This is a genomic window from Leucobacter aridicollis (assembly GCF_024399335.1).
In the GTDB taxonomy this organism is placed as follows: domain Bacteria; phylum Actinomycetota; class Actinomycetes; order Actinomycetales; family Microbacteriaceae; genus Leucobacter; species Leucobacter aridicollis_A.
The window spans coordinates 178,295-197,677 of sequence record NZ_CP075339.1 but is presented as its reverse complement, the minus strand read 5'-3'; the positions used below and the strand labels follow the sequence as shown (position 1 = coordinate 197,677).

17 protein-coding genes and 2 tRNA genes are annotated in these 19,383 nt (G+C 65.1%); 13 read left to right on the top strand and 6 right to left on the bottom strand.

All coding sequences use genetic code 11. The annotated features are described in order from the left end of the window. The first annotated feature begins 56 nt into the window (after positions 1-56). On the top strand, positions 57-839 hold the full coding sequence (locus KI794_RS00810; RefSeq protein WP_119281808.1) for a sulfite exporter TauE/SafE family protein: 783 nt from the start codon (positions 57-59) through the stop codon (positions 837-839). 15 nt (positions 840-854) lie between these two features. Here KI794_RS00810 and KI794_RS00805 read toward each other — a convergent pair whose 3' ends face one another. Further along, positions 855-1,640, bottom strand: coding sequence for an HAD-IIA family hydrolase (locus tag KI794_RS00805; protein ID WP_246055859.1), 786 nt, complete (start codon positions 1,638-1,640; stop codon positions 855-857). Positions 1,641-1,704: 64 nt separating this feature from the next. On the opposite strand from KI794_RS00805, the gene KI794_RS00800 reads away from it, so the two are divergent. After that, entirely contained in the window at positions 1,705-3,351 is a 1,647-nt protein-coding gene (locus tag KI794_RS00800) for an alpha-D-glucose phosphate-specific phosphoglucomutase (RefSeq protein ID WP_119281809.1), read from the top strand. Between the two features lie 159 nt (positions 3,352-3,510). Beyond that, positions 3,511-4,473: a prephenate dehydratase gene (pheA, locus tag KI794_RS00795; RefSeq protein WP_255808777.1), complete on the top strand. Its 963-nt coding sequence runs from the start codon at positions 3,511-3,513 to the stop codon at positions 4,471-4,473. Between the two features lie 232 nt (positions 4,474-4,705). Here pheA and KI794_RS00790 read toward each other — a convergent pair whose 3' ends face one another. Continuing rightward, positions 4,706-4,975 (bottom strand): hypothetical protein, encoded by a 270-nt coding sequence (locus tag KI794_RS00790; RefSeq protein ID WP_255808776.1) that lies wholly within the window; start codon positions 4,973-4,975, stop codon positions 4,706-4,708. A gap of 1,156 nt (positions 4,976-6,131) precedes the next feature. On the opposite strand from KI794_RS00790, the gene KI794_RS00785 reads away from it, so the two are divergent. Then, entirely contained in the window at positions 6,132-6,521 is a 390-nt protein-coding gene (locus tag KI794_RS00785; RefSeq protein ID WP_119281811.1) for a PadR family transcriptional regulator, read from the top strand. Beyond that, entirely contained in the window at positions 6,518-7,702 is a 1,185-nt protein-coding gene (locus tag KI794_RS00780) for a hypothetical protein (RefSeq protein WP_255808775.1), read from the top strand. Before KI794_RS00785 ends, KI794_RS00780 begins: the two co-directional genes overlap by 4 nt. A gap of 4 nt (positions 7,703-7,706) precedes the next feature. Here the strand turns inward: KI794_RS00780 and KI794_RS00775 are convergent, their stop codons facing one another. Beyond that, on the bottom strand, positions 7,707-8,720 hold the full coding sequence (locus KI794_RS00775; RefSeq protein ID WP_119281813.1) for a diacylglycerol/lipid kinase family protein: 1,014 nt from the start codon (positions 8,718-8,720) through the stop codon (positions 7,707-7,709). A gap of 42 nt (positions 8,721-8,762) precedes the next feature. Between KI794_RS00775 and serS the strand changes: the two genes are divergently transcribed. The 8 genes from serS to KI794_RS00735 all read left to right on the top strand — a co-directional run bounded on the left by serS (position 8,763) and on the right by KI794_RS00735 (position 14,638). After that, positions 8,763-10,034: a serine--tRNA ligase gene (gene serS / locus KI794_RS00770; RefSeq protein WP_119281814.1), complete on the top strand. Its 1,272-nt coding sequence runs from the start codon at positions 8,763-8,765 to the stop codon at positions 10,032-10,034. A gap of 3 nt (positions 10,035-10,037) precedes the next feature. Beyond that, positions 10,038-10,889, top strand: coding sequence for an HAD family hydrolase (locus KI794_RS00765; protein WP_255808774.1), 852 nt, complete (start codon positions 10,038-10,040; stop codon positions 10,887-10,889). A gap of 95 nt (positions 10,890-10,984) precedes the next feature. Next, positions 10,985-11,075, top strand: a tRNA-Ser gene (locus KI794_RS00760). 160 nt (positions 11,076-11,235) lie between these two features. Then, positions 11,236-12,516, top strand: a complete 1,281-nt coding sequence (locus tag KI794_RS00755; protein ID WP_119281816.1) for an LCP family protein — start codon at positions 11,236-11,238, stop codon at positions 12,514-12,516. Between the two features lie 58 nt (positions 12,517-12,574). After that, positions 12,575-12,666, top strand: a tRNA-Ser gene (locus tag KI794_RS00750). A gap of 151 nt (positions 12,667-12,817) precedes the next feature. Then, positions 12,818-13,870, top strand: a complete 1,053-nt coding sequence (locus KI794_RS00745; RefSeq protein ID WP_255808773.1) for a hypothetical protein — start codon at positions 12,818-12,820, stop codon at positions 13,868-13,870. Positions 13,871-13,952: 82 nt separating this feature from the next. Next, positions 13,953-14,348, top strand: coding sequence for a hypothetical protein (locus KI794_RS00740; protein ID WP_119281818.1), 396 nt, complete (start codon positions 13,953-13,955; stop codon positions 14,346-14,348). Positions 14,349-14,431: 83 nt separating this feature from the next. Beyond that, entirely contained in the window at positions 14,432-14,638 is a 207-nt protein-coding gene (locus KI794_RS00735) for a hypothetical protein (protein WP_119281819.1), read from the top strand. A gap of 27 nt (positions 14,639-14,665) precedes the next feature. Here KI794_RS00735 and KI794_RS00730 read toward each other — a convergent pair whose 3' ends face one another. Genes KI794_RS00730 through KI794_RS00720 form a run of 3 tightly spaced genes read right to left on the bottom strand, consistent with a single transcriptional unit; the run spans position 14,666 to position 18,951 of the window. Continuing rightward, positions 14,666-15,208: an HPP family protein gene (locus KI794_RS00730; protein WP_255808772.1), complete on the bottom strand. Its 543-nt coding sequence runs from the start codon at positions 15,206-15,208 to the stop codon at positions 14,666-14,668. 9 nt (positions 15,209-15,217) lie between these two features. Beyond that, positions 15,218-17,044: an ABC transporter ATP-binding protein gene (locus KI794_RS00725; RefSeq protein ID WP_119281821.1), complete on the bottom strand. Its 1,827-nt coding sequence runs from the start codon at positions 17,042-17,044 to the stop codon at positions 15,218-15,220. Next, a complete protein-coding gene (locus tag KI794_RS00720) occupies positions 17,041-18,951 on the bottom strand; it encodes an ABC transporter ATP-binding protein (RefSeq protein WP_255808770.1) in 1,911 nt (636 codons plus the stop codon). Before KI794_RS00720 ends, KI794_RS00725 begins: the two co-directional genes overlap by 4 nt. Positions 18,952-19,383 lie beyond the last annotated feature (432 nt).

Sequence of the window (19,383 nt, the reverse complement as noted above, 5' to 3'; positions counted from 1 at the left end):
GTTGTTCCGCGGCGAGCCTGTCAGGCCCCACTCCGACAAGCAAAGTAGCTCAGACCATGAACGCCTCAGTGCGACCAAGCCCGCTCCCCCTCATCGCCATCGGCATCCTCGGAGGGCTCCTCTCGGGTCTCTTCGGCATCGGCGGAGGAACAATCATCGTGCCCGCGCTCGCGCTCTGGCTGAGCATGCCGCAGAAGCTGTCTGCTGGCACGTCGGTCGCGGCGATCCTGCCGACGGCGATCGTTGGCGCGACGACGTATGCACTCCAGGGCAACGTCGACTGGATCGCCGCAGCGCTGCTCGCCGTCGGGATCGTCGTTGGCGCGCAGGTCGGCAGCCACCTGCTGTCCAAGCTGCCGGTCGGCGCGATCCAGTGGGGCTTCATCGCCTTCCTCGCTGTCGTGATCGTGAGCCTCTGGTTCGTCGTGCCGCAACGCGACGACGAGATCACGATGACCGCGCTCATGGGCGCCCTGCTCGTCGTGACGGGCTTCGTGACTGGAATCCTGTCTGGCCTGCTCGGAGTGGGCGGCGGGGTTGTCGTGGTACCGATCCTGATGTTCTTCTTCGGCGCGAGCGACCTCATCGCGAAGGGCACTTCGCTGCTCATGATGATCCCGGGCTCGCTCTCGGGCACGATCGGGAATTTCAAGCGCGGCAACGTTGATCTGCGCGCCGCCGCCTACATCGGCATCGCCGCGTCGGTCTGCGTGCCGTTCGGGTCGATGTTCGCAGGGTGGATCGACCCGTTCTGGGGCAACATCGCCTTCTCCGCGTACCTCGCGTTCATCGCGACGCAGATGCTCGTGCGCAAGATCAGGGGCAAGGCTGCCAAGTAGCGCCCCGCGCTGGCGCTAGTCGAGCAGCTCGGCGACCGAGCCGAGCACCTCGTTTGGCCGGAACGGGAACTTCTCGATCTCTGCCTTGTCTGAGATGCCAGTCATCACGAGCACAGTGTGCAGGCCTGCCTCGATACCCGCGACAATGTCTGTGTCCATTCGGTCGCCGATCATCCCGGTGTTGTGCGAGTGGGCGCCGATCTTGTTCATCGCCGAGCGGAACATCATCGGGTTTGGCTTGCCGACGACGTAGGGCTCCATGCCTGTCGCCTTCGTGATGAGGGCGTTGATCGCGCCGGTCGCGGGGAGCACGCCGTCTGGGCTCGGCCCAGTAGCGTCAGGGTTCGTCGAGATAAACCGGGCGCCCTTGTTGATGAGGCGGATCGCCTTCGTGATCGCGTCAAACGAGTAGTTGCGGGTCTCGCCAACGACGACGAAGTCGGGGTTGGTTTCAGTCATGACGTAGCCGGCGTCGTGCAGCGCGGTCAGGATCCCTGCCTCGCCGAGCACAAACGCCGAGCCACCAGGCTTCTGCTGCTTGAGAAAGGCGGCGGTGGCGAGCGCGCTCGTCCAGATCCGCTCCTCGGGAACCTTGATGCCGCTCGCGGCGAGTCGGGCAGAGAGGTCGCGCGCCGTGAAGATCGAGTTGTTTGTGAGCACCAGGTAGGGCTGCTCATTCGCAGTCCACTGCGCGATGAGCTCGGCGGCGCCCGGGATAGCCCGATTCTCGTGCACGAGCACACCGTCCATGTCAGTCAGCCAGCACTCAATGGACGGACGGTCTTGCTGCATCTCGCTCATGGTTCACAGACTACTCCGTGAAGGTGAACGCGACGTGGCTTTGTTGGCCTGGCACACTAGAGGCATGGATGTTCGTGCAGGCATGCTTCCGCGCCCCGAAGACCTCGTCGATATCGCTGCGCTCGTGCGCGCGTATACCGAGGTCGTACCCGACCCCGAAGTGCCGTCACAGCGAGTGGTGTTTGGCACCTCAGGCCATCGCGGCTCGGCCCTCACGGGCTCCTTCAACGAGGCCCATATTGCCGCCATCGCCGCCGCCATCGCAGAGTACAGGGAGGCGCAGGGCATCCGCGGCCCGCTCTTCATCGGGGCTGACACCCACGCCCTCTCCGCTCCCGCGGAGCACACCGCGGTCTCCGTGCTCACCACGCTCGGCGTCCACGTACTGACAAACGCCGGGCAGGGCGACGAAGCATACGTGCCAACCCCTGCCTTGAGCCACGCAATCCTCATGCATAACCGGGGCCGGGCGGCAGACGATCCTGATCGCGCTGACGGCATCATCGTGACCCCGAGCCACAACCCGCCGGGCGACGGCGGCATCAAGTACAACCCCCCGCACGGCGGGCCCGCAGACACCGACGCCACGAGCTGGATCGCCAAGCGCGCCAACGCCCTGCTCGAAAGCGGCGAGTGGTGGGCGCTCGCGGCCCCCCAGCCGCCGAGCGCGCCAGTCGTGCCTGGCGCCTACGACTTCCTCGGCGCGTACGTCGAGGGGCTCGCAAACGTGATCGACATGCGGGCGATCAGCGAGTCAGGGATCCGCGTCGCGGCCCATCCCCTCGGCGGGGCGAGCGTCGCCTACTGGTCGGCGATCCGCGACCGCTACGAACTCGACCTCACGGTGCTCGGCGCAGGCGTGGATCCGCAGTTCGCGTTCCTCCACCTTGACTGGGACGGGAAGATCCGGATGGATCCGTCTTCCGCCCAGGTGATGTCGACAGTGGCCCCCTACCGCGACGAGTACGCGATCGTCACAGGCAACGACGCAGACGCGGATAGGCACGGGATCCTGACCCGCGACGGCGGGCTCATGAACCCGAACCACTTCCTTGCCGTCGCGATCGACTACCTGCTCGAACACCGCCCAGACTGGCCTGCCACGGCGGGCATCGGAAAGACACTCGTCTCGTCGGCAATGATCGACCGAGTCGTCGCCGCGCACGGGCGCCGGCTCGACGAGGTTCCCGTCGGGTTCAAGTGGTTCGTGCCAGGACTCTCAGAGGGCAGCGTCGTCTTCGGCGGCGAGGAGAGCGCCGGCGCGTCCTTCCAACGGTTCGACGGGACTCCGTGGAGCACGGACAAGGACGGGATCCTGCTCTGTCTCCTCGCCGCAGAGATCGAGGCAGTCACTGGGCAGTCACCGTCCGAACGCTACAGCGCCCTCGTTGAGCGGTTCGGAGAGCCAGCCTACGCGCGCATCGACGCTCCAGCGACAGGCGAGCAGAAGGCCCGGCTCGCGGCGCTTTCGGCGTCGGACGTTGCCGAGTCCGAGCTCGCCGGCGACCCGATCACGTCGATCGCAACGGAGGCGTCAAATGGTGCGGCCATCGGCGGTCTCAAGGTCTCGACCGAGCGCGCTTGGTTTGCCGCCCGCCCGTCGGGCACCGAGGACGTCATGAAGATCTACGCCGAATCGTTCGCGGGGCCGAACCATCTCATCGAGGTGCAGGCGGCGGCGCAGGCGCTCGTCGCGCGGGTGCTGAGCTAGGTTCCGCGCTGCCGGGCGCTGGCCGGGCGCAGTCCGGGAGCTGGCCCCGGTTCAGCGCAGAGTCGCTGCGGTGCGTGCGGCTGCGACTACTGCAACGCCGCATAAGCTCGCCGCTCGCATGCCCCCGACCGCACGCCCGCTCGCGGTACGCTTGGGCTCATGTCACACTCCTCGGAACCCACGCGCAGCTACTCCTACCTGGGGCCCGCGGGGACGTTTACCGAGGCGGCCCTCAAACAGGTCGACGCGGCTCGGGGACAGACCTGGCGGCCCGTATCGAACCTTGGCGAGGCACTGAACGATGTCGTGACGGGTGTCAGCGACGCGGCGATGATCGCGATCGAGAACTCCATCGACGGCGGGGTGACAGTCGCGCAGGACGCGCTGGCGACGATCCCCGGTCTGCGCATCATCGGCGAGTACCTCGTGCCTGTGCGATTCGTGCTCGTCGCCCGGCCCGGCGTGAAGCTCGAAGACGTGACCGTGGTCGCGGGTCACCCCGTCGCGTACGGCCAGTGCCGTGCCTGGCTCGATGGCGCTCTGCCCCAGCACCGCCACCTCCCAGCGACCTCAAACGTGCAGGCGGCCGCCGACCTCTTCGACGATGCCAAGCAGGTTGACGCTGCAATCGCTCCCCCGGGAATCGAAGACCACTACGACGTCGAGGTACTCGCCGAAGGGATCGCAGAGAATCCAGACGCCGTCACCCGCTTCGTGCTTGTGAGTCGAGTCGGCCCCGTCCGCGAGCCGACCGGGGCCGACAAGACTTCGCTCATAGCCGAGCTCCCAGAGGACCGTTCGGGCGCGCTTCTCGACCTGCTCGAACAGTTCGCGACCCGCGGCGTGAACCTCACGCTGCTCGCGTCGCGCCCGATCGGCGATCGGATGGGCCGGTACCGGTTCGTCATCGACGCCGAGGGACATATCAAGGATGAGCGCGTGGCTGACGCCCTGCTCGGCGTGAAACGGTCGAGCCCGAACGTCGTGTTCCTCGGATCCTATCCGCGGGCCGACAGGGTCTCTGCAGAGATTCGACCCGTGCACGACGACAACCGCTTCCGCGACGCCCGAGACTGGCTGCGCGAGGTCATCGAGGGAGTGGACGAGGCGTCCGAGCGGTAGCGCCTATTCCGTTGCTTCGTTCCTTGCCCCCTTTCCCGCAAGATGAAGCGCTAGGCAGGCAAGCACACCCGGCACGTCAGCTGCCTCCTGCAGCTATACGTGTGCGGTGTGGCGGGCGAATCGCCGTGGGGAGGGGCTAGCCGAGTTCGCGTGCCCCTCCCCGCGGAAATTTGACGCGTGCAGTTACGAAGCAGATCCAAAAGCTACTCCCATTTCCCTGGAGAGCCCTCCGTCACCACATAAGATAAGCGACCGCCAGGAGCCCCAGTGCGACCGCTGCTACAAGGGCGATGAAGAAGGCCGTCAGGTTGCTTCTTTTTTGGTTTTCTTGATCCTTGGGTTGAATGAGGGTCGAAAAGAACTCAGCGCTGAGCAGGAAAAGCATAAACGCTCCGATCCACGCAAACCAAGGGATACCTGGGTGAAAAGGGATTATTACTGCAGTCGCGACAACCGCGATCAGCACATTGAATACGTGATTCGCCTTCGTAAGTTTTCCCATGGACTCACGCGCCCTCCTTCTAGACAGGCCTCCCCCTAACAAGAGATTGCAGTAGTCAAGACGCCTCCCGCAGCATTACAGGCAGCGCCCGTTACAATGCCAGCAATCGGAGTTGCGACACCGCTGGCGCCAAGTGTTGCGGGAATGCATACAAGCCCGCCCCACGCGATATTAAACGCCCAGGCCACCCACTTTGGCATGCAGACCCGAGCCGAAATTGCCCCGTTAGGCCCTTGGCCGCCTTTCGGCTCAGCGAGAATGGTCTGCGTCTCCTCATCGAAACGGAACGTGATATTTTGGTTTCCTTTGTTGTCGAGTTCGATTGAAGCGATGACGGCGCCATTCTCATCCCTCCACAAAGCCACATCGTCAGTGATGTTTACAGAGTCGCCTTCAACTATGTTCAGCTTGAGGCCATCTCCTGCAGGGTAAGCGGACCGTTCATTGCCTACCTGATCGTATGAGACCTGGGTTTCGCCTGCCGGAGGCTCGGCTGCGCTAGCAACACCAGTGCCCAGAGACGTAAGTGCGAGTGCCGTCACAACAGTGGCGACCAGAGACCGTGTGAATTTAGGCGCATACATAACCCTTTCTTGAAATTGACTGGGCTGCTGCTCTGATGAAATGCCACGGGCGTCCCTCGCCACTTGGCAGGCCGGAACAGGAGCACGTACGAACACTCTAATTCACATTTGGCGATGAATATCTCTCAATTTAATATCGCTTGTAGCAAGATACGACACTGAGGGTCGCCTTGGTTTCAGTCGAGGCCCAGAAAATCAAGCGGGCTACCAACCAGCGCTTGAGCCGTCCGCAGCGGCAGGCTCGCCGACTGATCTGCTTCGGCGCACAAACATCTCGAGCGCACACCTTGAACCAACTGTGCAAGGCGTGCGCTCGCTACAACCATGTGCCGGAGTGGCGCAGCTTTGGGGCAAGGTCGGCCTGGTCGGCGAGCCAAGGAACAGGCGCGTAGCCGCAGAGTCAGGCCGACAGGCTGTCAGGCCGACAGACAGGCAGGCCGACAGACAGGCAGGCCGCCCGACAGCCGAACGACCCACAGAACGCACCTGTGCCATAGCGCCTAGTCTTCTTGACAGCGCACTATTGCGTAATGCACACTAGTGCGTAACAGCGAACATATGAGGGGGTCCGAGTGGACGGAACGCAGCTACTCAAGGGCGTACTCGACGCCGCCGTCCTCGCGGTAGTCGAGCGCGAAGACGGCTACGGCTACGACGTGGTGCGGCGCCTCAGAGAGGCTGGACTCGACGAGGTCGGCGACGCCTCGGTCTACGGCACGCTGCGGCGACTCTACGCAGCCGGGGCGCTATCGACATACGTCGTTCCCTCTGATGGCGGGCCCCACAGGAAGTACTACAGCATCACCCCGGGTGGGCGAGAACTGCTCGAAGAGCAGCGTGGCAGCTGGCACCAGTTCTCCGAGACTCTCAGCGCATTGATCTCACCGCAGCCGACGCACCAGCCCCCGCCTCACCCCCAGCCATCACTTCCCCAGACGAGCCCCGAAGGAGTCACCGAATGAACGCCAGCGTCTCACTCACCAACGCCCAGCGGGCCGAGGCGTTCACGACCGAGGTGCGGGCTCACCTGAGCGACCTCCCCGCAGACGAGCTCGACGAACTGCTCGACGGTCTCGGCGCAGACCTCACCGAACGCCTCAATGAAGGCGATGCCCTAGGGGATGCAGCCCAGTACGCCGAAGAGCTCCGGCAGGCTGCCGGGCTCCCGCCCCGCGGCCCCGAGAAGCCCGCGAAGGTCACAGTCGCCGAGAAGTTCACCAGCTTGAAGCAGCGGGCCGCAGACTGGTTCGACGCGACCCCAGGCAGGCAGGGCTTCCGCGACCTGATGGCCTCACTGAGGCCTGTCTGGTGGGTACTCCGTGCTGTCGTCGGCGCCTGGGTTGCTCTCCTGCTCCTCCGGCACCCACTCGTGAACGGCTTCCCGGTCTCGTTCTGGTCACTGGTGTTCACTCTCGGCTTGATCGTCGTAAGCGTGCAGTGGGGCCGGGGCCGATGGCTGCCGCAGCAGTGGATCGTGCGGGTGCGCGACATCGCCAACGTCGCAGCGGTGATCCTGACAGTGCCGTTCCTCGCAGCGGGGTGGGCCAACATCAGCACTCCGCACTACGACTACGTCGTCGAGGAAGCGAGCACTCAGGGCCTCGCACACAACGGCGGCCAGGTCACGAACATCTACGCGTATGACTGCGCTGGCAACCTCCTGGATTCGGTTCGGCTCTACGATCAAGACGGCAAGCCCATCACCACCATGGGCGAAGACGAGTCGACTGCGCCAGACAGCTGGGTTCAAGCTGAGGATCGCAGCTACGCGCACTCATTCAACCCCGCCGCCCGCGATGCCGAGGCGTGGAACGTCTTCCCACTCAGCAACGCGCCCTACTCCGACGTCACGGGCGAGGCAGGCACCCCCGCGGCCGCGCAGCCCCAGAAGCGCGAACTTCCGCCACTGTCTCGCGACTGTGTCGACCCGGCGGCGAGCGCCGAGGGGGCGGCCGACGGCGCCGAGGAAGGCGACAACCCCGCGGCAGAGGGCGACATCACCGAGGGCGCAAAGCAGGGGGAGGAGTCAACACTAGCCGAGGGAGCGACCCGGCAACAGCGGCCAGCCGACGGCTCGACCCCGCCCGACGCCACGACGACCTCCGCAGTCACGCCAGCGAATCAGACCACAGCGAGGCAGTGAGATGCTATTCAGGCCGCTGCCACCCGGGAAGCACGCGGACGATGAGGGCACCCGGGTCCACCTGGCCTCGGACCTTGACCGCAAGGCCGAAGTCATCGCCGTCGAGCTGAACAGGCTCAGGGCCCTCCACGGCAAGCGCGTACTCGCGGGCGCGGACATAGGTCACATTCTTCGTATCGTTGACGAGGTCGATGATCCGGCGCCCCGCCTTCGTTTTCCGAAGCACGCCGTTCTCCCAACCGATCTTGTTCCAGATCCTGATCCACGAGAACGGACCGAGCGGCCGAAGCGCGACCACGTCGAGGAGTCCGTCGTCTAGGCTCGCGTCGGGAATGAGGAGCACGCCGCCAGGGAGCAAACCACAGTTGCCGATCATCACCGTGTAAACGGTCAGGCGCTTCGCCTCAGATCCATCCATCGAGTACTGGATCTCGAGCGGCTTATCTTTGACCATCGTCCGCACGCCCGCGTCGACGTAGGCGAGCCAACCGACTCGCTTCTTCAGCCTCGACCGGGTCGCTCGGATGGCGCGGGCGTCGAGGCCCATTCCGGCGAGCACGAGGAACGCGTGCTCCTCTTCTTCCGAGGCACCGCTCTCATCCGCAGGGCGCACGATCGTCATACTCCCGAGGTCGATTGTCCGGCCAGACCCGAAGAATGCTGCCTCCACCGCGGCCGAGAGGTCGCCGAGCGGCATGCCAATGTTGCGGGCGAGGAGGTTCCCGGTGCCCTGGGGCACGATGGCGAGCGACACCTCCGTGTACCTCAGCCCCTCGGCGATCGCCCGGATCGTGCCGTCGCCGCCCGCCCCCAGCACGACGCTCGCGCCGTCGGAGACGGCTCGCTTCGCCGCACCGAGGCCAGCATCGTCGGCTTCAGTCTCGTACCATCGCGTGCCCGACCAGCCGGCTTTCGACTCGGCCGCTTCGACGGCGCTCCGCAGCCCCGCGATGTCAGTTTTCAGCGGGTGGTACACGACCGCGGCGTGCGGCTGCGTACGACTGGGGACCATGGTCATGGATCAATCGTAGCCGCGAGCCCGGCGCGCTAGGCTAAGAGGGTGATCGATCCAGTACTTCTCCGCAACGATCCCGACGTCGTGAAGCGCTCACAGCGCGCCCGAGGCAACGATGAGTCGGTTGTAGACGAGGCGCTTGCGGCTGATGCTGCGCGCCGTGAGGCACGTGGCGAGTTCGAGCGACTGCGCTCGGAACAGAAGTCGGTCGGCGAAACCGTGAAGACCGCGGCGAAGGAAGACAAGCCTGCACTCATCGCCAAGGCACAGGAGTTTGCCGCGCAGGTAAAAGCGGCCGAGGCTCGTGCGAAAGACGCTGATCAGGAGTTCGAACGCATCGCATCGCGCATCGAGAACATCGTCATCGACGGTGTCCCCGAGGGCGGCGAAGACAACTTCGTCACGCTCCGCACTGTCGGCGAGGTCCCCGAATTCGATTTTGAACCACGCGACCATCTCGCCCTCGGCGAGCTGCTCGGCGCGATCGACATGGAGCGCGGAGCGAAGGTCTCGGGCGCACGGTTCTACTTCCTGCGCGGCGTCGGCGCTCGCCTCGAGATCGCACTCATGAACATGGCGCTCGACCTCGCGATGCGCAACGATTTCACGCCGCTCATCACCCCGACGCTTGTGAAGCCCGAGATCATGGGCGGAACCGGCTTCCTGGGCGAGCACGCCGACGAGGTGTACCACCTCAAGGATCAGGATCTGTACCTCACAGGCACAAGCGAGGTCGCGCTCGCCGGCTACCACTCCGACGAGATCCTCGACATCTCGCGTGGGCCCGTCCGCTACGCCGGCTGGTCGACGTGCTACCGGAGCGAGGCAGGCTCGCACGGCAAGGACACACGCGGCATCCTCCGCGTTCACCAGTTCAACAAGCTTGAGATGTTCGTCTACACCGACCCCGCGGACGCCGAGGCCGAGCACGACCGCCTTGTCGCATGGCAGGAAGAGATGCTGCAGGCGCTCGGCCTGAGCTACCGCGTGATCGATGTGGCGGCTGGCGACCTCGGCTCGAGCGCTGCGCGCAAGTTCGATATCGAGGCGTGGGTGCCGACGCAGGGCACCTTCCGCGAACTGACATCGACGTCGAACTGCACGACGTTCCAGTCGCGCAGGCTCCAGACGCGGTTCCGCACCGAAAGCGGTAAGACCGCCCCGGTTGCGACGCTGAACGGCACGCTCGCAACGACTCGCTGGATCGTCGCGATCCTCGAAACTCACCAGAACGCTGACGGCAGCGTGACGGTACCCGAGGCGCTCCGCCCGTACCTCGGTGGACTTGAAGTACTTAGCCCGGTAGAAGGAACGTAATCAATGCAGGATCGCCACATCATCGCCCTCGACCTCGACGGAACCGTGCTGCGTCACGGGTTTGAAGGCGCGGGTGACCATGCCGCTGGTGGGATCATCGATCCCGAGCTCGCTGAGGCGATCCGCACGCTACACGAGGCCGGCCAGGAGGTCATCGTCTCGACAGGCAGGTCGGTCGACGCGACGCTGCCGATCGTCGAACGCCTCGGCATTCGCCCCGAGTGGGTGGTGACGGCGAACGGGGCCGTCACGCTGAAGCGTGACCCCTTCGGCACCCGCGGGTACCGCCGCGAGTACGTGGAGGCGTTCAACCCGACCGATGCATTGCAGAAGATTCGCCCGCAGCTCGCCACCGCGCACTTCGCTGTCGAGCTCGCAGACGGCACATTCCTCTACACGAAGGAGATCCCGTCAGGGACGCTCCCAGCGAACCAGCGCCGCGTCGCGTTTGAGGATCTCCTCGGCGTTCAGGCCGCCCGCGTCATCGTGTTCTCCCCCGACTATCGCGTCGAGGAGTTCATGAGCGCAATCGAGTCGCTCGGTCTCACCCACGTCTCCTACGCTGTCGGCACGAGCTCCTGGCTCGACATCGCGCCTGACGGCGTAACAAAGGCGAGCGCCCTTGAGGTACTGCGGGAGAAGCTCGGCGTGAACGCAGCGAACGTCTTCGCAGCCGGCGACGGCCGCAACGACATCGAAATGCTCGAGTGGGCGGGCCGGCTTGGCGTTTCGGTCGCGATGGGTCAGGCCGTCGACGAAGTGAAGGCTGCAGCAACTGAGGTCACTGCATCCGCCGAAGCTGGCGGGCTGCTGCTCGCGCTGCGCAAGCGTTTCCCCGAGCTCCTCTCGGCCTAGCTCCGGGCCTGGCTGCATGGCCCGAACCCGAATTCTGTAACCCCTTTCACGCCGAGTGGAACGATTCCCCGCGAACATTTGGTAGGCTCTTCTGCGGAGGGTTGTCCGAGCGGCCGAAGGAACTTGTCTTGAAAACAAGCAGGCGGTAACCCCGTCTCAGGAGTTCAAATCTCCTACCCTCCGCCAGGTGAAAGCCCCCGATCAGGTACTTCGTACCGGGGTCGGGGGCTTTCTCATTGACAGGATTCTCCCGGCTCGCCTCAGGCTGCCCTCAGGGCTGTCGGGTAAATTAGGGAAATCTTGCGGGACTTTTCTGTGCCGCAGCGACTAGCAAGGGGAACACCGCATGGCGAGAAGGACGCAGGCAGAACAGCCGCGCCGATCAGTCGTACGCCATGGAAAGCTCTCCCGTTCCTCCTCAGTCAAGAACTTCAGCAGGTTTCTGCTCACCACTGTCCTCGTGATCGCTTTTTCGGGCGTCGCTACTGCCGCGTATGCGCTATGGGGGTTCGTCAACAGCGCAAAGACAATTGACCTTGGCACCTCAAACGAGGCCATCGGAGCCGGGAAGCAGACAATCGACGGCGAGCTCACGATCCTGCTCGCGGGCTCTGATACGCGCGCTGGCCAGGGTTACGACGATGGTGAGGAGGGCGAGCTCAACGATGTCAACCTCCTGCTCCACATCTCCGCCGACCACAAGAACGCCACGGTTGTCAGTTTCCCGCGCGACCTGATGGTCCCCATCCCGAGCTGCCCGAGTGAGGACGGCGAGGAGGGCTACTACCCCGCGATGAGCGAGCAGCAGCTTAATACTGCGCTCGGCTACGGCGGGCTCCCCTGCGTCGCGCGCACGATCTCTGAGCTCACGGGTATGGATATCCCCTATGCGGCCATGATCACGTTCGACGGCGTTGTCGGCATCTCGGAGGCAGTCGGCGGCGTCGAAGTCTGCCTGACCGAGCCACTCGTCGACCCGAAGACTGACCTCGATCTACCTGCGGGCATGAACACGCTTGAGGGCTGGGAAGCCCTCCAGTTCCTCCGCACCCGCTACGGCGTTGGAGATGGCAGCGACATCTCGCGCATCAACAACCAGCAGGTCTTCATGTCCTCGCTCATGCGGAAGCTGAAGAGCGCCGAGACGCTGTCTGACCCGTTCAAGGTCTGGAACCTCGGAAAGGCAGCCGTTGACAACATGCTGCTCTCCGAAAGCATGAAGAGCATCCAGTTCATGCAAGCTGCCGCTGGAACTGTTCGCGACATCGATCTTGGCAACATCAACTTCGTGCAGTACCCGACTGTCGACCACCCATACCAGTCGGGCCGCCTCCTGCCGAACACCGAGCTTGCAGCGGTGCTCATGGAGACGCTGCAGAGCGGTGAGGCGTTCGATGTCACCGGCACCGGTGGCGCTGTCGCAACGCCAGACGACGCAACAACTGAGACCCCCGCGACGCCAGAGACGGAAGCGCCAGCCACCGAAGCTCCCGCGACGCCAGAGGGCGAGACCCCCGCGACCGACGGCGGCACCTCGAGCGGTGGCGACCGCGTGCAATTGCCCCCCGAGATCACCGGCCTGAAGCCAGATGTCGAAAGTTGCTCGGTGGGTCGCACAAACTACTAGTCCAAGGATTTCCTGGCTCAGGATTTTCCCGTTAGACTAAGTGGCGTTGCCTGCTCATGGAGACGTGCCGGAGCGGCCGAACGGACTTCACTGCTAATGAAGGGTCGGGGTTAAACTCGACCGGGGGTTCAAATCCCCCCGTCTCCGCCATAGACAGGTAACACACGAAGGCCCCACTCCTCGGAGCGGGGCCTTCGTGTTTGTGCGGCACGTAACCGCAGCGAATGGTAACTCCCAGCGCGCATCCTCGACCTTCCCGACGCATTGGGGTAGCGTGTAGGCACTCACACCAGGGGGAGTGATGCGGAAGACGTTTGCAGGCGCCATCACCGTGGCCGTCGTCGGCCTCACGGCCGGCGGGGGCTTGCTCGCCGCGTCTCCGTCTCCCGCACACGCCGATCACCCCGGCACGGTCTGCTCGTATTGGGGCGGCGAGGCCGACTCGTTCCACGTTCGTGTGGATTGGCTCGCCGGCCGCAGCTTCAGGGTCGCGATCACCGACTTCACGCTCGTCTCCCAACCAAACCCGACTGGTGATGCCTTCGCGCCGCTACCGCTTGAGCCGAACCTGCGGGTCGGCACCAATACGGTCGAGCTTGGCGACGGGCTCGCGGTCTCAGATGTGTCGATCTCGCAGGCAGTAGCACTCGAGCCGGCGGGGACCGCGACGGATGAGCCGATCGCGAACTACCTCCGGCTCGAGCCCGCCCCGTGGGAGCGCGTCGACGTCGGAGAACACTCGATCACCTGGTTGCAAGACATCGATGCGCGCAGCGACGAGCGAGGCAGCCAGGTCACGCCACAGGCTGGCGGCAAGGCGGCAGAGCTCAAGGCGGCGTCCGCCGGCGTGCTCGATTTCACACTCACCGTCCCCGACGCCGCCGCCGGCGAGGTCGTCCTGTTCAGCGGTCTCACTTCGAGCCACACCGACGCGACGTTCAACAGCGGGTCGGGGGCCTGGGTGCCGGGCGCGCCGCACGCGCTCACGGTCGCCGGCTGCTCGGTTACTGTCGAGCCCGTGGAGCGCGACACCGGGGCGCAGGCCCCCGCGGAGAGCAATGTCGAAGGCCCCCCGGAACCTCAGGGACAGGCGGAGCGCGAGCACACCGAACCAGACGCACATGCGCCCTCGCGAGGCGACGCCGCGGCGACACCGGATGACAACCCAGATCAGGATCGGGCCACCCCAGAGCCCTCCCCTTCGCCTCCCCCGCAGGGCTCCAAACCTGAGGAGGCTGAGGATCCCCGGATCGCTCGGGCCGGCTCTCCCTCGGCGCTGCTGACGATCCTTATCGCGGGTGGGGCAGCGATTCTCGGCATGACACTCATCGCCGGTTCACGGCAGCGCTTGTAACAGGGGTTCTCTCAGGCATCGCCTGTGAATCCCACAGGGTACTTGGATAGCGTTGAGCATCCGCTACTCCGGGAGGCACGACATGAAGCACCCACTCGCCGCCGTCGCGGCAATCGTTTTCACAGGCTCGCTGCTTGCGGGCTGCTCCGGCACTGGGGAGCCTGCAGCACCGACGGACTCGGCGCCCTCCGCCGCAGAGATCGAGAAGTTCATCGCCGACGGCACCTTCCCCGAGGGCTTCCCGTCAGACGCCAAGGACGTTCGCGTCGCGCAGCAGGGCAAGCAGGTCGCGGCCTCTTGGAAGGGCAGCCCGATCGATGCCGATTGCGTGCCAAGCACCGACGGCCCTGGTCCGTACGCGAGCCTACTGCTGCTCATGGACGTCGGCATCCAGCAGACCGAAAAGTGCGGTGATTTCTGGCAGGCGACGCAGGCCGATGGATCACGTCTCTTCTGGAACTCAAGCCGCGAGGAATAGGCCGGCGGCACTCAGCTCTTACTGCGCAATCCTTCAGCTTCGCGTTCTACGGTGGCAACCCACGCAAAACCTAGGAGGCACAAATGAATGTCAAGCGCACTCACGACGCCGACAAGGCCGCGGCTGCCGCAGCCGAACACGAAGACTCACCGGATACCGTCGATGAGCCCGTGCTCGACGGCGCGACCGAGGCAGACGACCCCGACGCCGACCCGCGCAAAGGCATGACCGACCCGCAGCTCATCCGCGACACTGAGGCCGAGCGGGCGACCGTTCACCCGTACCTATAGCGCCACGCGCCGCGGGGCACACGGGCCTCAGCGAATGGCGGAACGGTGCGGGTAGGTCGCGCCGGTGATCCGGTGCCAGACGAGCGCAATCACGACGATTGACACCGCGCTCAGCAGCACGGGCGCCACAAGGTAGCTCCACCCCGCACCCGTGACGCACACGACAACCGCGTTCGCAACCGCGGGTGGATGAAGTACCCGCAGCACAAGCATCGCGACGACCGAGAGGGCGGCAGCGAGCGCCCCCGCGAGCGCGGAGGCGAGCTCGCCGTTCCACCACCCCGTGTGCGGGATCGCGCCGACGCCGAGCCCAACTGCCGCCGAGACCATATGCCCCCCGACGACAGCGATCGGTTGCGAAACGGGGGCCTCTGGCAACGCGAAAACAAGCAGGCAGCTCGGCGCGAAGCCGAGAAACAACAGCGTGAGATCCATCGACGTGCCGAGCGCCCCGAGCAGGGCGACAGCTGCGCCCGTACCGATGGCGGCGAACGCGATCCTGCGCCACGGGAGGCGGGGCTGCGTGCTCGTTATGAGCGCACGCAGCCCCTCGCCCCACCGTTTTTGCACGGTTCCACCTTACGCGAGCGAGTCTTCCCAGGCCGCATGGAGCCCGGCGAACCTGCCGCCCGCGGCGATGAGCTCCGCCGGGGAACCGTCCTCGACCACGCGGCCATGCTCCATCACCAGAACCCTGTCAGCGATCGCGACAGTGGAGAGCCTGTGCGCGATGATGATCGCTGTGCGATCCGCGAGCAAGCGCTGCAGCGCATCCTGCACGAGGCGTTCGCTCGGCAGATCGAGCGACGCTGTCGCCTCGTCGAGGATCAGCACAGCCGGGTCTGCGAGGAACGCGCGCGCAAACGAGACGAGCTGGCGCTGACCTGCCGAAACTCGACCACCGCGCTTATTCACGTCGGTGTCATAGCCGTCAGGCAAGGCCTCGATGAACTCGTCGGCGCCGACAGCAGCGGCCGCCGCGACGATCTCATCCCGCGTCGCGTCCGGTTTCCCGAGCGCGATGTTCTGCGCGATCGTGCCGCTGAACAGGTACGCCTCCTGCGTGACCATCACAATCGCCCGACGCATATCGACAGGGTCGAGCTTTCGCAGGTCGACACCGTCAAGTGTCAGCCTGCCCTCGGTCGGGTCATAGAAGCGTGCCACGAGCTTCGCGAGCGTCGACTTGCCCGCACCCGTCGTTCCGACGAGTGCGATCGTCTGCCCTGCCGGGATCTCGAGATTGCAGTCCGCAAGCACGACCCGCGGGTCGTCTGCTCCGCCGTAACGGAAGTTCACGCCGTCAAACTTCAGCTCGCCGCGAGCCTCAGACAAAGCGACAGGCTGTTCGGGATCCTTCACAGTCGGCTCCTCCTCAAGCACACCAGACACCTTTTCAAGTGCGGCGACAGCCGACTGGTATGAGTTCAGGAACATCGCGACGTCTTCAAGCGGGCCAAAGAAGTTGCGAACGTGAAGCACGGCGGCGAGCAGTACGCCGACCGCGAGCGCGTTATCTGTGACACGGAACGCGCCCCAGAGCAGCACCACCGCGATCGTGATGTTGCCGAGCAGCACGAGCCCGGGGTCAAGGACACCGAAGAGGTTCACGACGCGCAGGTTCGCGCGGCGGTAGTCGTCAGACACCTTCGCGAACGCCTTGTCGTTGCGCTTCTCGCGGCGGAACGCCTGCACTGCGCGGATGCCAGTCATCGTCTCAACGAATTGCACGATAAGCCTGGCGCTCACGGTGCGGGTCGCCCGGAAGCCCTTCTGGGATTCGATAACGAACCACCACATGAGCAAGCCGAGCGGCAGGCCCATGCACACGAGCAGCACCCCTGAGCGCCAGTCGATGAGGAACAGCGCGATGAGCGTGAACGAGCCGAGCAGCACAGCATCGATGAGTTCTGAAAGGCTGCCATCGAGCAGCTCCTGGATCGACTCGAGGTCGCTCGTCTGGCGCGAAATGATGCGTCCCGACGTGTACCCCTCATGGAACTCGAGGCTCAACCGCTGCGTGTGCCTGAAGATGCGCGTGCGCAGCTCAAGCATCACCGCCTGGGTGAGCTTCGCGATGAGCACGACGTACCAGCCAACGAGCGCGGCACCGCCGCCCCCGATCACGAGGTAGGCAAGCGAGATCCCAATCGCGGGCACCCAGTCGCCCTGCTCGACCGCGCGCGGCAGCGCCTCGTCGATGCCAAACGCGATGAGCGATGGCCCGATCGCGCGGAACACTGCCGACGCGATGACGACCGCGGCGGTGAGAATGATGAGCCGCCGAAACGGCCCAAGAAGCGACGCGAGCAGCCTCAGCGATCGCCGTCTGATGGCGCGACTCTCCTCGCGCGTGTAGCTGTTGCGGTCTTCGCCGCGCGTTCCGCGGACGCTCTCGGGGCTCATCGTGCCACCTCCTCGGTGCCAGTCGTGTCTGGATCGTTTGTCGGTTTGGTGTCGTTCGTGCGGTCGAGTCCCGGGCTGTCGGCGTGCCGATCCGAGGTGGCCGCGGGCTCCTCCGACGCTGGCTCCTCACCCGCCTCAAGCGAGGTGATGAGGTAGCGGTAGTGCTCGCTCGTGCGAAGCAGTTCGCTGTGTGTGCCCACCGCGACGACGCGGCCGCGCTGCATCACCGCAACGCGGTCCGCCATCGAGACTGTCGACGGCCTATGAGCGACAATCAGCGCCGTGGTACTCGCGAGCACCCGCCGCAGCGCGGCCTCAACGAGCGCCTCGGTGTCAACGTCGAGCGCCGACAACGGGTCATCGAGCACGAGCACGTCGGGCGCCGCAGCAACCACGCGGGCGAGCGCGAGGCGCTGGCGCTGGCCGCCAGAGAGGCTCATGCCCTCCTCGCCCACCTCGGTGTCGAGGCCGTCAGGCAGATCGTAGGCGAACCCAGCCTGCGCGACCTCGAGCGCTTCTCGCAGCACTCGGTCGGCCTCGGGCCCGGCCGGGTCGAGATCGTCTCGACCGAGCAGCACGTTGTCGCGCACGCTTGCCGAGAAGAGGATCGGATCCTCAAACGCCACGCCAATGCGTCGCCTGAGCTCTTCGAGCCTGAGCTCGCGCACGTCGACGCCGTCGAGTTCGACCGAGCCAGCCGTCACGTCGTAGAGTCGCGTCGGCAGCGCTGTCAGTGTCGTCTTGCCCGAGCCCGTCGCCCCGACAAGCGCCATCGTCTCGCCCGGCCGCAGCACAAGGTCAAGGCCGTCGACAAGGTCTCGTTCGCTGTCGCGCGCGTCGGGGAACCTAAAGTGCACATCGCGGAACGCGAGCTCACCGCGAGGGTGCTCGACTGTGCGCGGGTGCTCCGGGTCGGTGATCGTGATCTCAGCATCGAACACCTCGAAGACGCGGTCCGTCGCAGTACGCGCATCGATCATGAACGAGAACAGGAACCCGAGCGAGTTCATTGGCCAGCGCACCGCAGCGGCGAGCGCAAAGAAGCCGAAGAGCTCACCGACGGAGAGCTGCCCCATGCTCGCGAGCACGATACCCGTGAACAGGCAGGCGCCGAGGGCGAGGAACGGCACGAGGTCGTACCAGAACCAGATCAGCCCAACCTCGCGAGCCTTGCGCATCTCGGTTCCCCGCAGCGACTCAGCCCGCTCGCGGAACTGCTGCAGCGAATGCGCGCCGCGGCCAAAGGCCTTGAGCACTCGAATGCCGTGCACGCTCTCTTCGACAGCGGTCGCGAGGTCGCCAGACTGATCCTGACTCTGCCGCGAGAGCACGCCGTACTTCTGCTCGAAGCTGTACCCGACAATCCAGATTGGCAGCGAGCAGACGAAGAACACCGTGCCGAGCACCCAGTGCCAGCGGAACAGGAGCCCGATGCCGATGAGCATCGTGAGCACGTTCACAATCAGCATGATCATGCCGAATGTCAGCCAGCGGCGAATCATGCCGATGTCCTGCATCATTCGGCTGAGCAGCTGGCCCGACTGCCACCTGTCGTGGAACGCCACGGGCAGGCGTTGCAGACGCTCGTAAAAGGTCTGCCTGATCGTGAACTCAACCTCGGTCATGGGGCGGAGCACGAAGCGTCGGCGCAGGAAGATAAAGAGCGCCTCGGCGACGCCGAGCGCGAGCACGGCGATAACGCCCCACAGGATCGCGGCACGGTTGCCGGTGAGGAGTGGCCCGTCAACGACCTCCTGCAGGACGATCGGGATGGCGAGGCTCGCGACCGACCCGAGAAGTGCGACGAGCAGCCCCGCAAGTACCCACCACCTGGCGGGCTTAGCGAAGGGAATCAGCCTGGCGAGCGCCTTGGGCAGAGACAGTGAAGCAGTGGATGAAGAAGACATGGTCCCTAAAAACGAGAGAGGTGCGCTCGTGAAGCGCGGAATGCTGTGGAGTGAGAGTGGGCCAGAAACGGCCGAGGTCTAGTGTCCGGTCAGCGGGTTGCCTGGACGGAGAGACTTCGTGAACGTGATGATTTCAAACATTGTCTTCTCCTTTCCAGGTCGTAGGGATTCCAAGAAGACACCCTACCCACATCTCGCGAGACGACGCAAGCACCAATTGTTCGCCACGCCGGGTGCCCGCGCGCAGGGGGTCTGGCCCAGCGGACCCGCGCCCGCATTTCGCGAACTCGCACCTTCCCTGCAGAACACCCCCATACCGACGGTTGGGAAGGGGGCATCCTGCGGGGAAAGTGCTCGTTCGCGCGACGTGGGCGGGCCAGGCGCGGCGTGGGTGGAGCCAGGGGATGGAGACTGGATGGGGCGGCCTGGGGG

What these genes read in the sequence shown, in the direction of transcription:
- KI794_RS00790 (WP_255808776.1), bottom strand. Translation starts at nt 4,975, where the DNA reads ATGGGAAAACTTACGAAGGCGAATCACGTATTCAATGTGCTGATCGCG.
- KI794_RS00775 (WP_119281813.1), bottom strand. Translation starts at nt 8,720, where the DNA reads ATGACCATGGTCCCCAGTCGTACGCAGCCGCACGCCGCGGTCGTGTAC.
- KI794_RS00780 (WP_255808775.1), top strand. Translation starts at nt 6,518, where the DNA reads ATGAACGCCAGCGTCTCACTCACCAACGCCCAGCGGGCCGAGGCGTTC.
- KI794_RS00805 (WP_246055859.1), bottom strand. Translation starts at nt 1,640, where the DNA reads ATGAGCGAGATGCAGCAAGACCGTCCGTCCATTGAGTGCTGGCTGACT.
- KI794_RS00800 (WP_119281809.1), top strand. Translation starts at nt 1,705, where the DNA reads ATGGATGTTCGTGCAGGCATGCTTCCGCGCCCCGAAGACCTCGTCGAT.
- KI794_RS00745 (WP_255808773.1), top strand. Translation starts at nt 12,818, where the DNA reads ATGCGGAAGACGTTTGCAGGCGCCATCACCGTGGCCGTCGTCGGCCTC.
- KI794_RS00810 (WP_119281808.1), top strand. Translation starts at nt 57, where the DNA reads ATGAACGCCTCAGTGCGACCAAGCCCGCTCCCCCTCATCGCCATCGGC.
- KI794_RS00755 (WP_119281816.1), top strand. Translation starts at nt 11,236, where the DNA reads ATGGCGAGAAGGACGCAGGCAGAACAGCCGCGCCGATCAGTCGTACGC.
- pheA (WP_255808777.1), top strand. Translation starts at nt 3,511, where the DNA reads ATGTCACACTCCTCGGAACCCACGCGCAGCTACTCCTACCTGGGGCCC.
- KI794_RS00720 (WP_255808770.1), bottom strand. Translation starts at nt 18,951, where the DNA reads ATGTCTTCTTCATCCACTGCTTCACTGTCTCTGCCCAAGGCGCTCGCC.
- KI794_RS00740 (WP_119281818.1), top strand. Translation starts at nt 13,953, where the DNA reads ATGAAGCACCCACTCGCCGCCGTCGCGGCAATCGTTTTCACAGGCTCG.
- KI794_RS00725 (WP_119281821.1), bottom strand. Translation starts at nt 17,044, where the DNA reads ATGAGCCCCGAGAGCGTCCGCGGAACGCGCGGCGAAGACCGCAACAGC.
- KI794_RS00735 (WP_119281819.1), top strand. Translation starts at nt 14,432, where the DNA reads ATGAATGTCAAGCGCACTCACGACGCCGACAAGGCCGCGGCTGCCGCA.
- KI794_RS00765 (WP_255808774.1), top strand. Translation starts at nt 10,038, where the DNA reads ATGCAGGATCGCCACATCATCGCCCTCGACCTCGACGGAACCGTGCTG.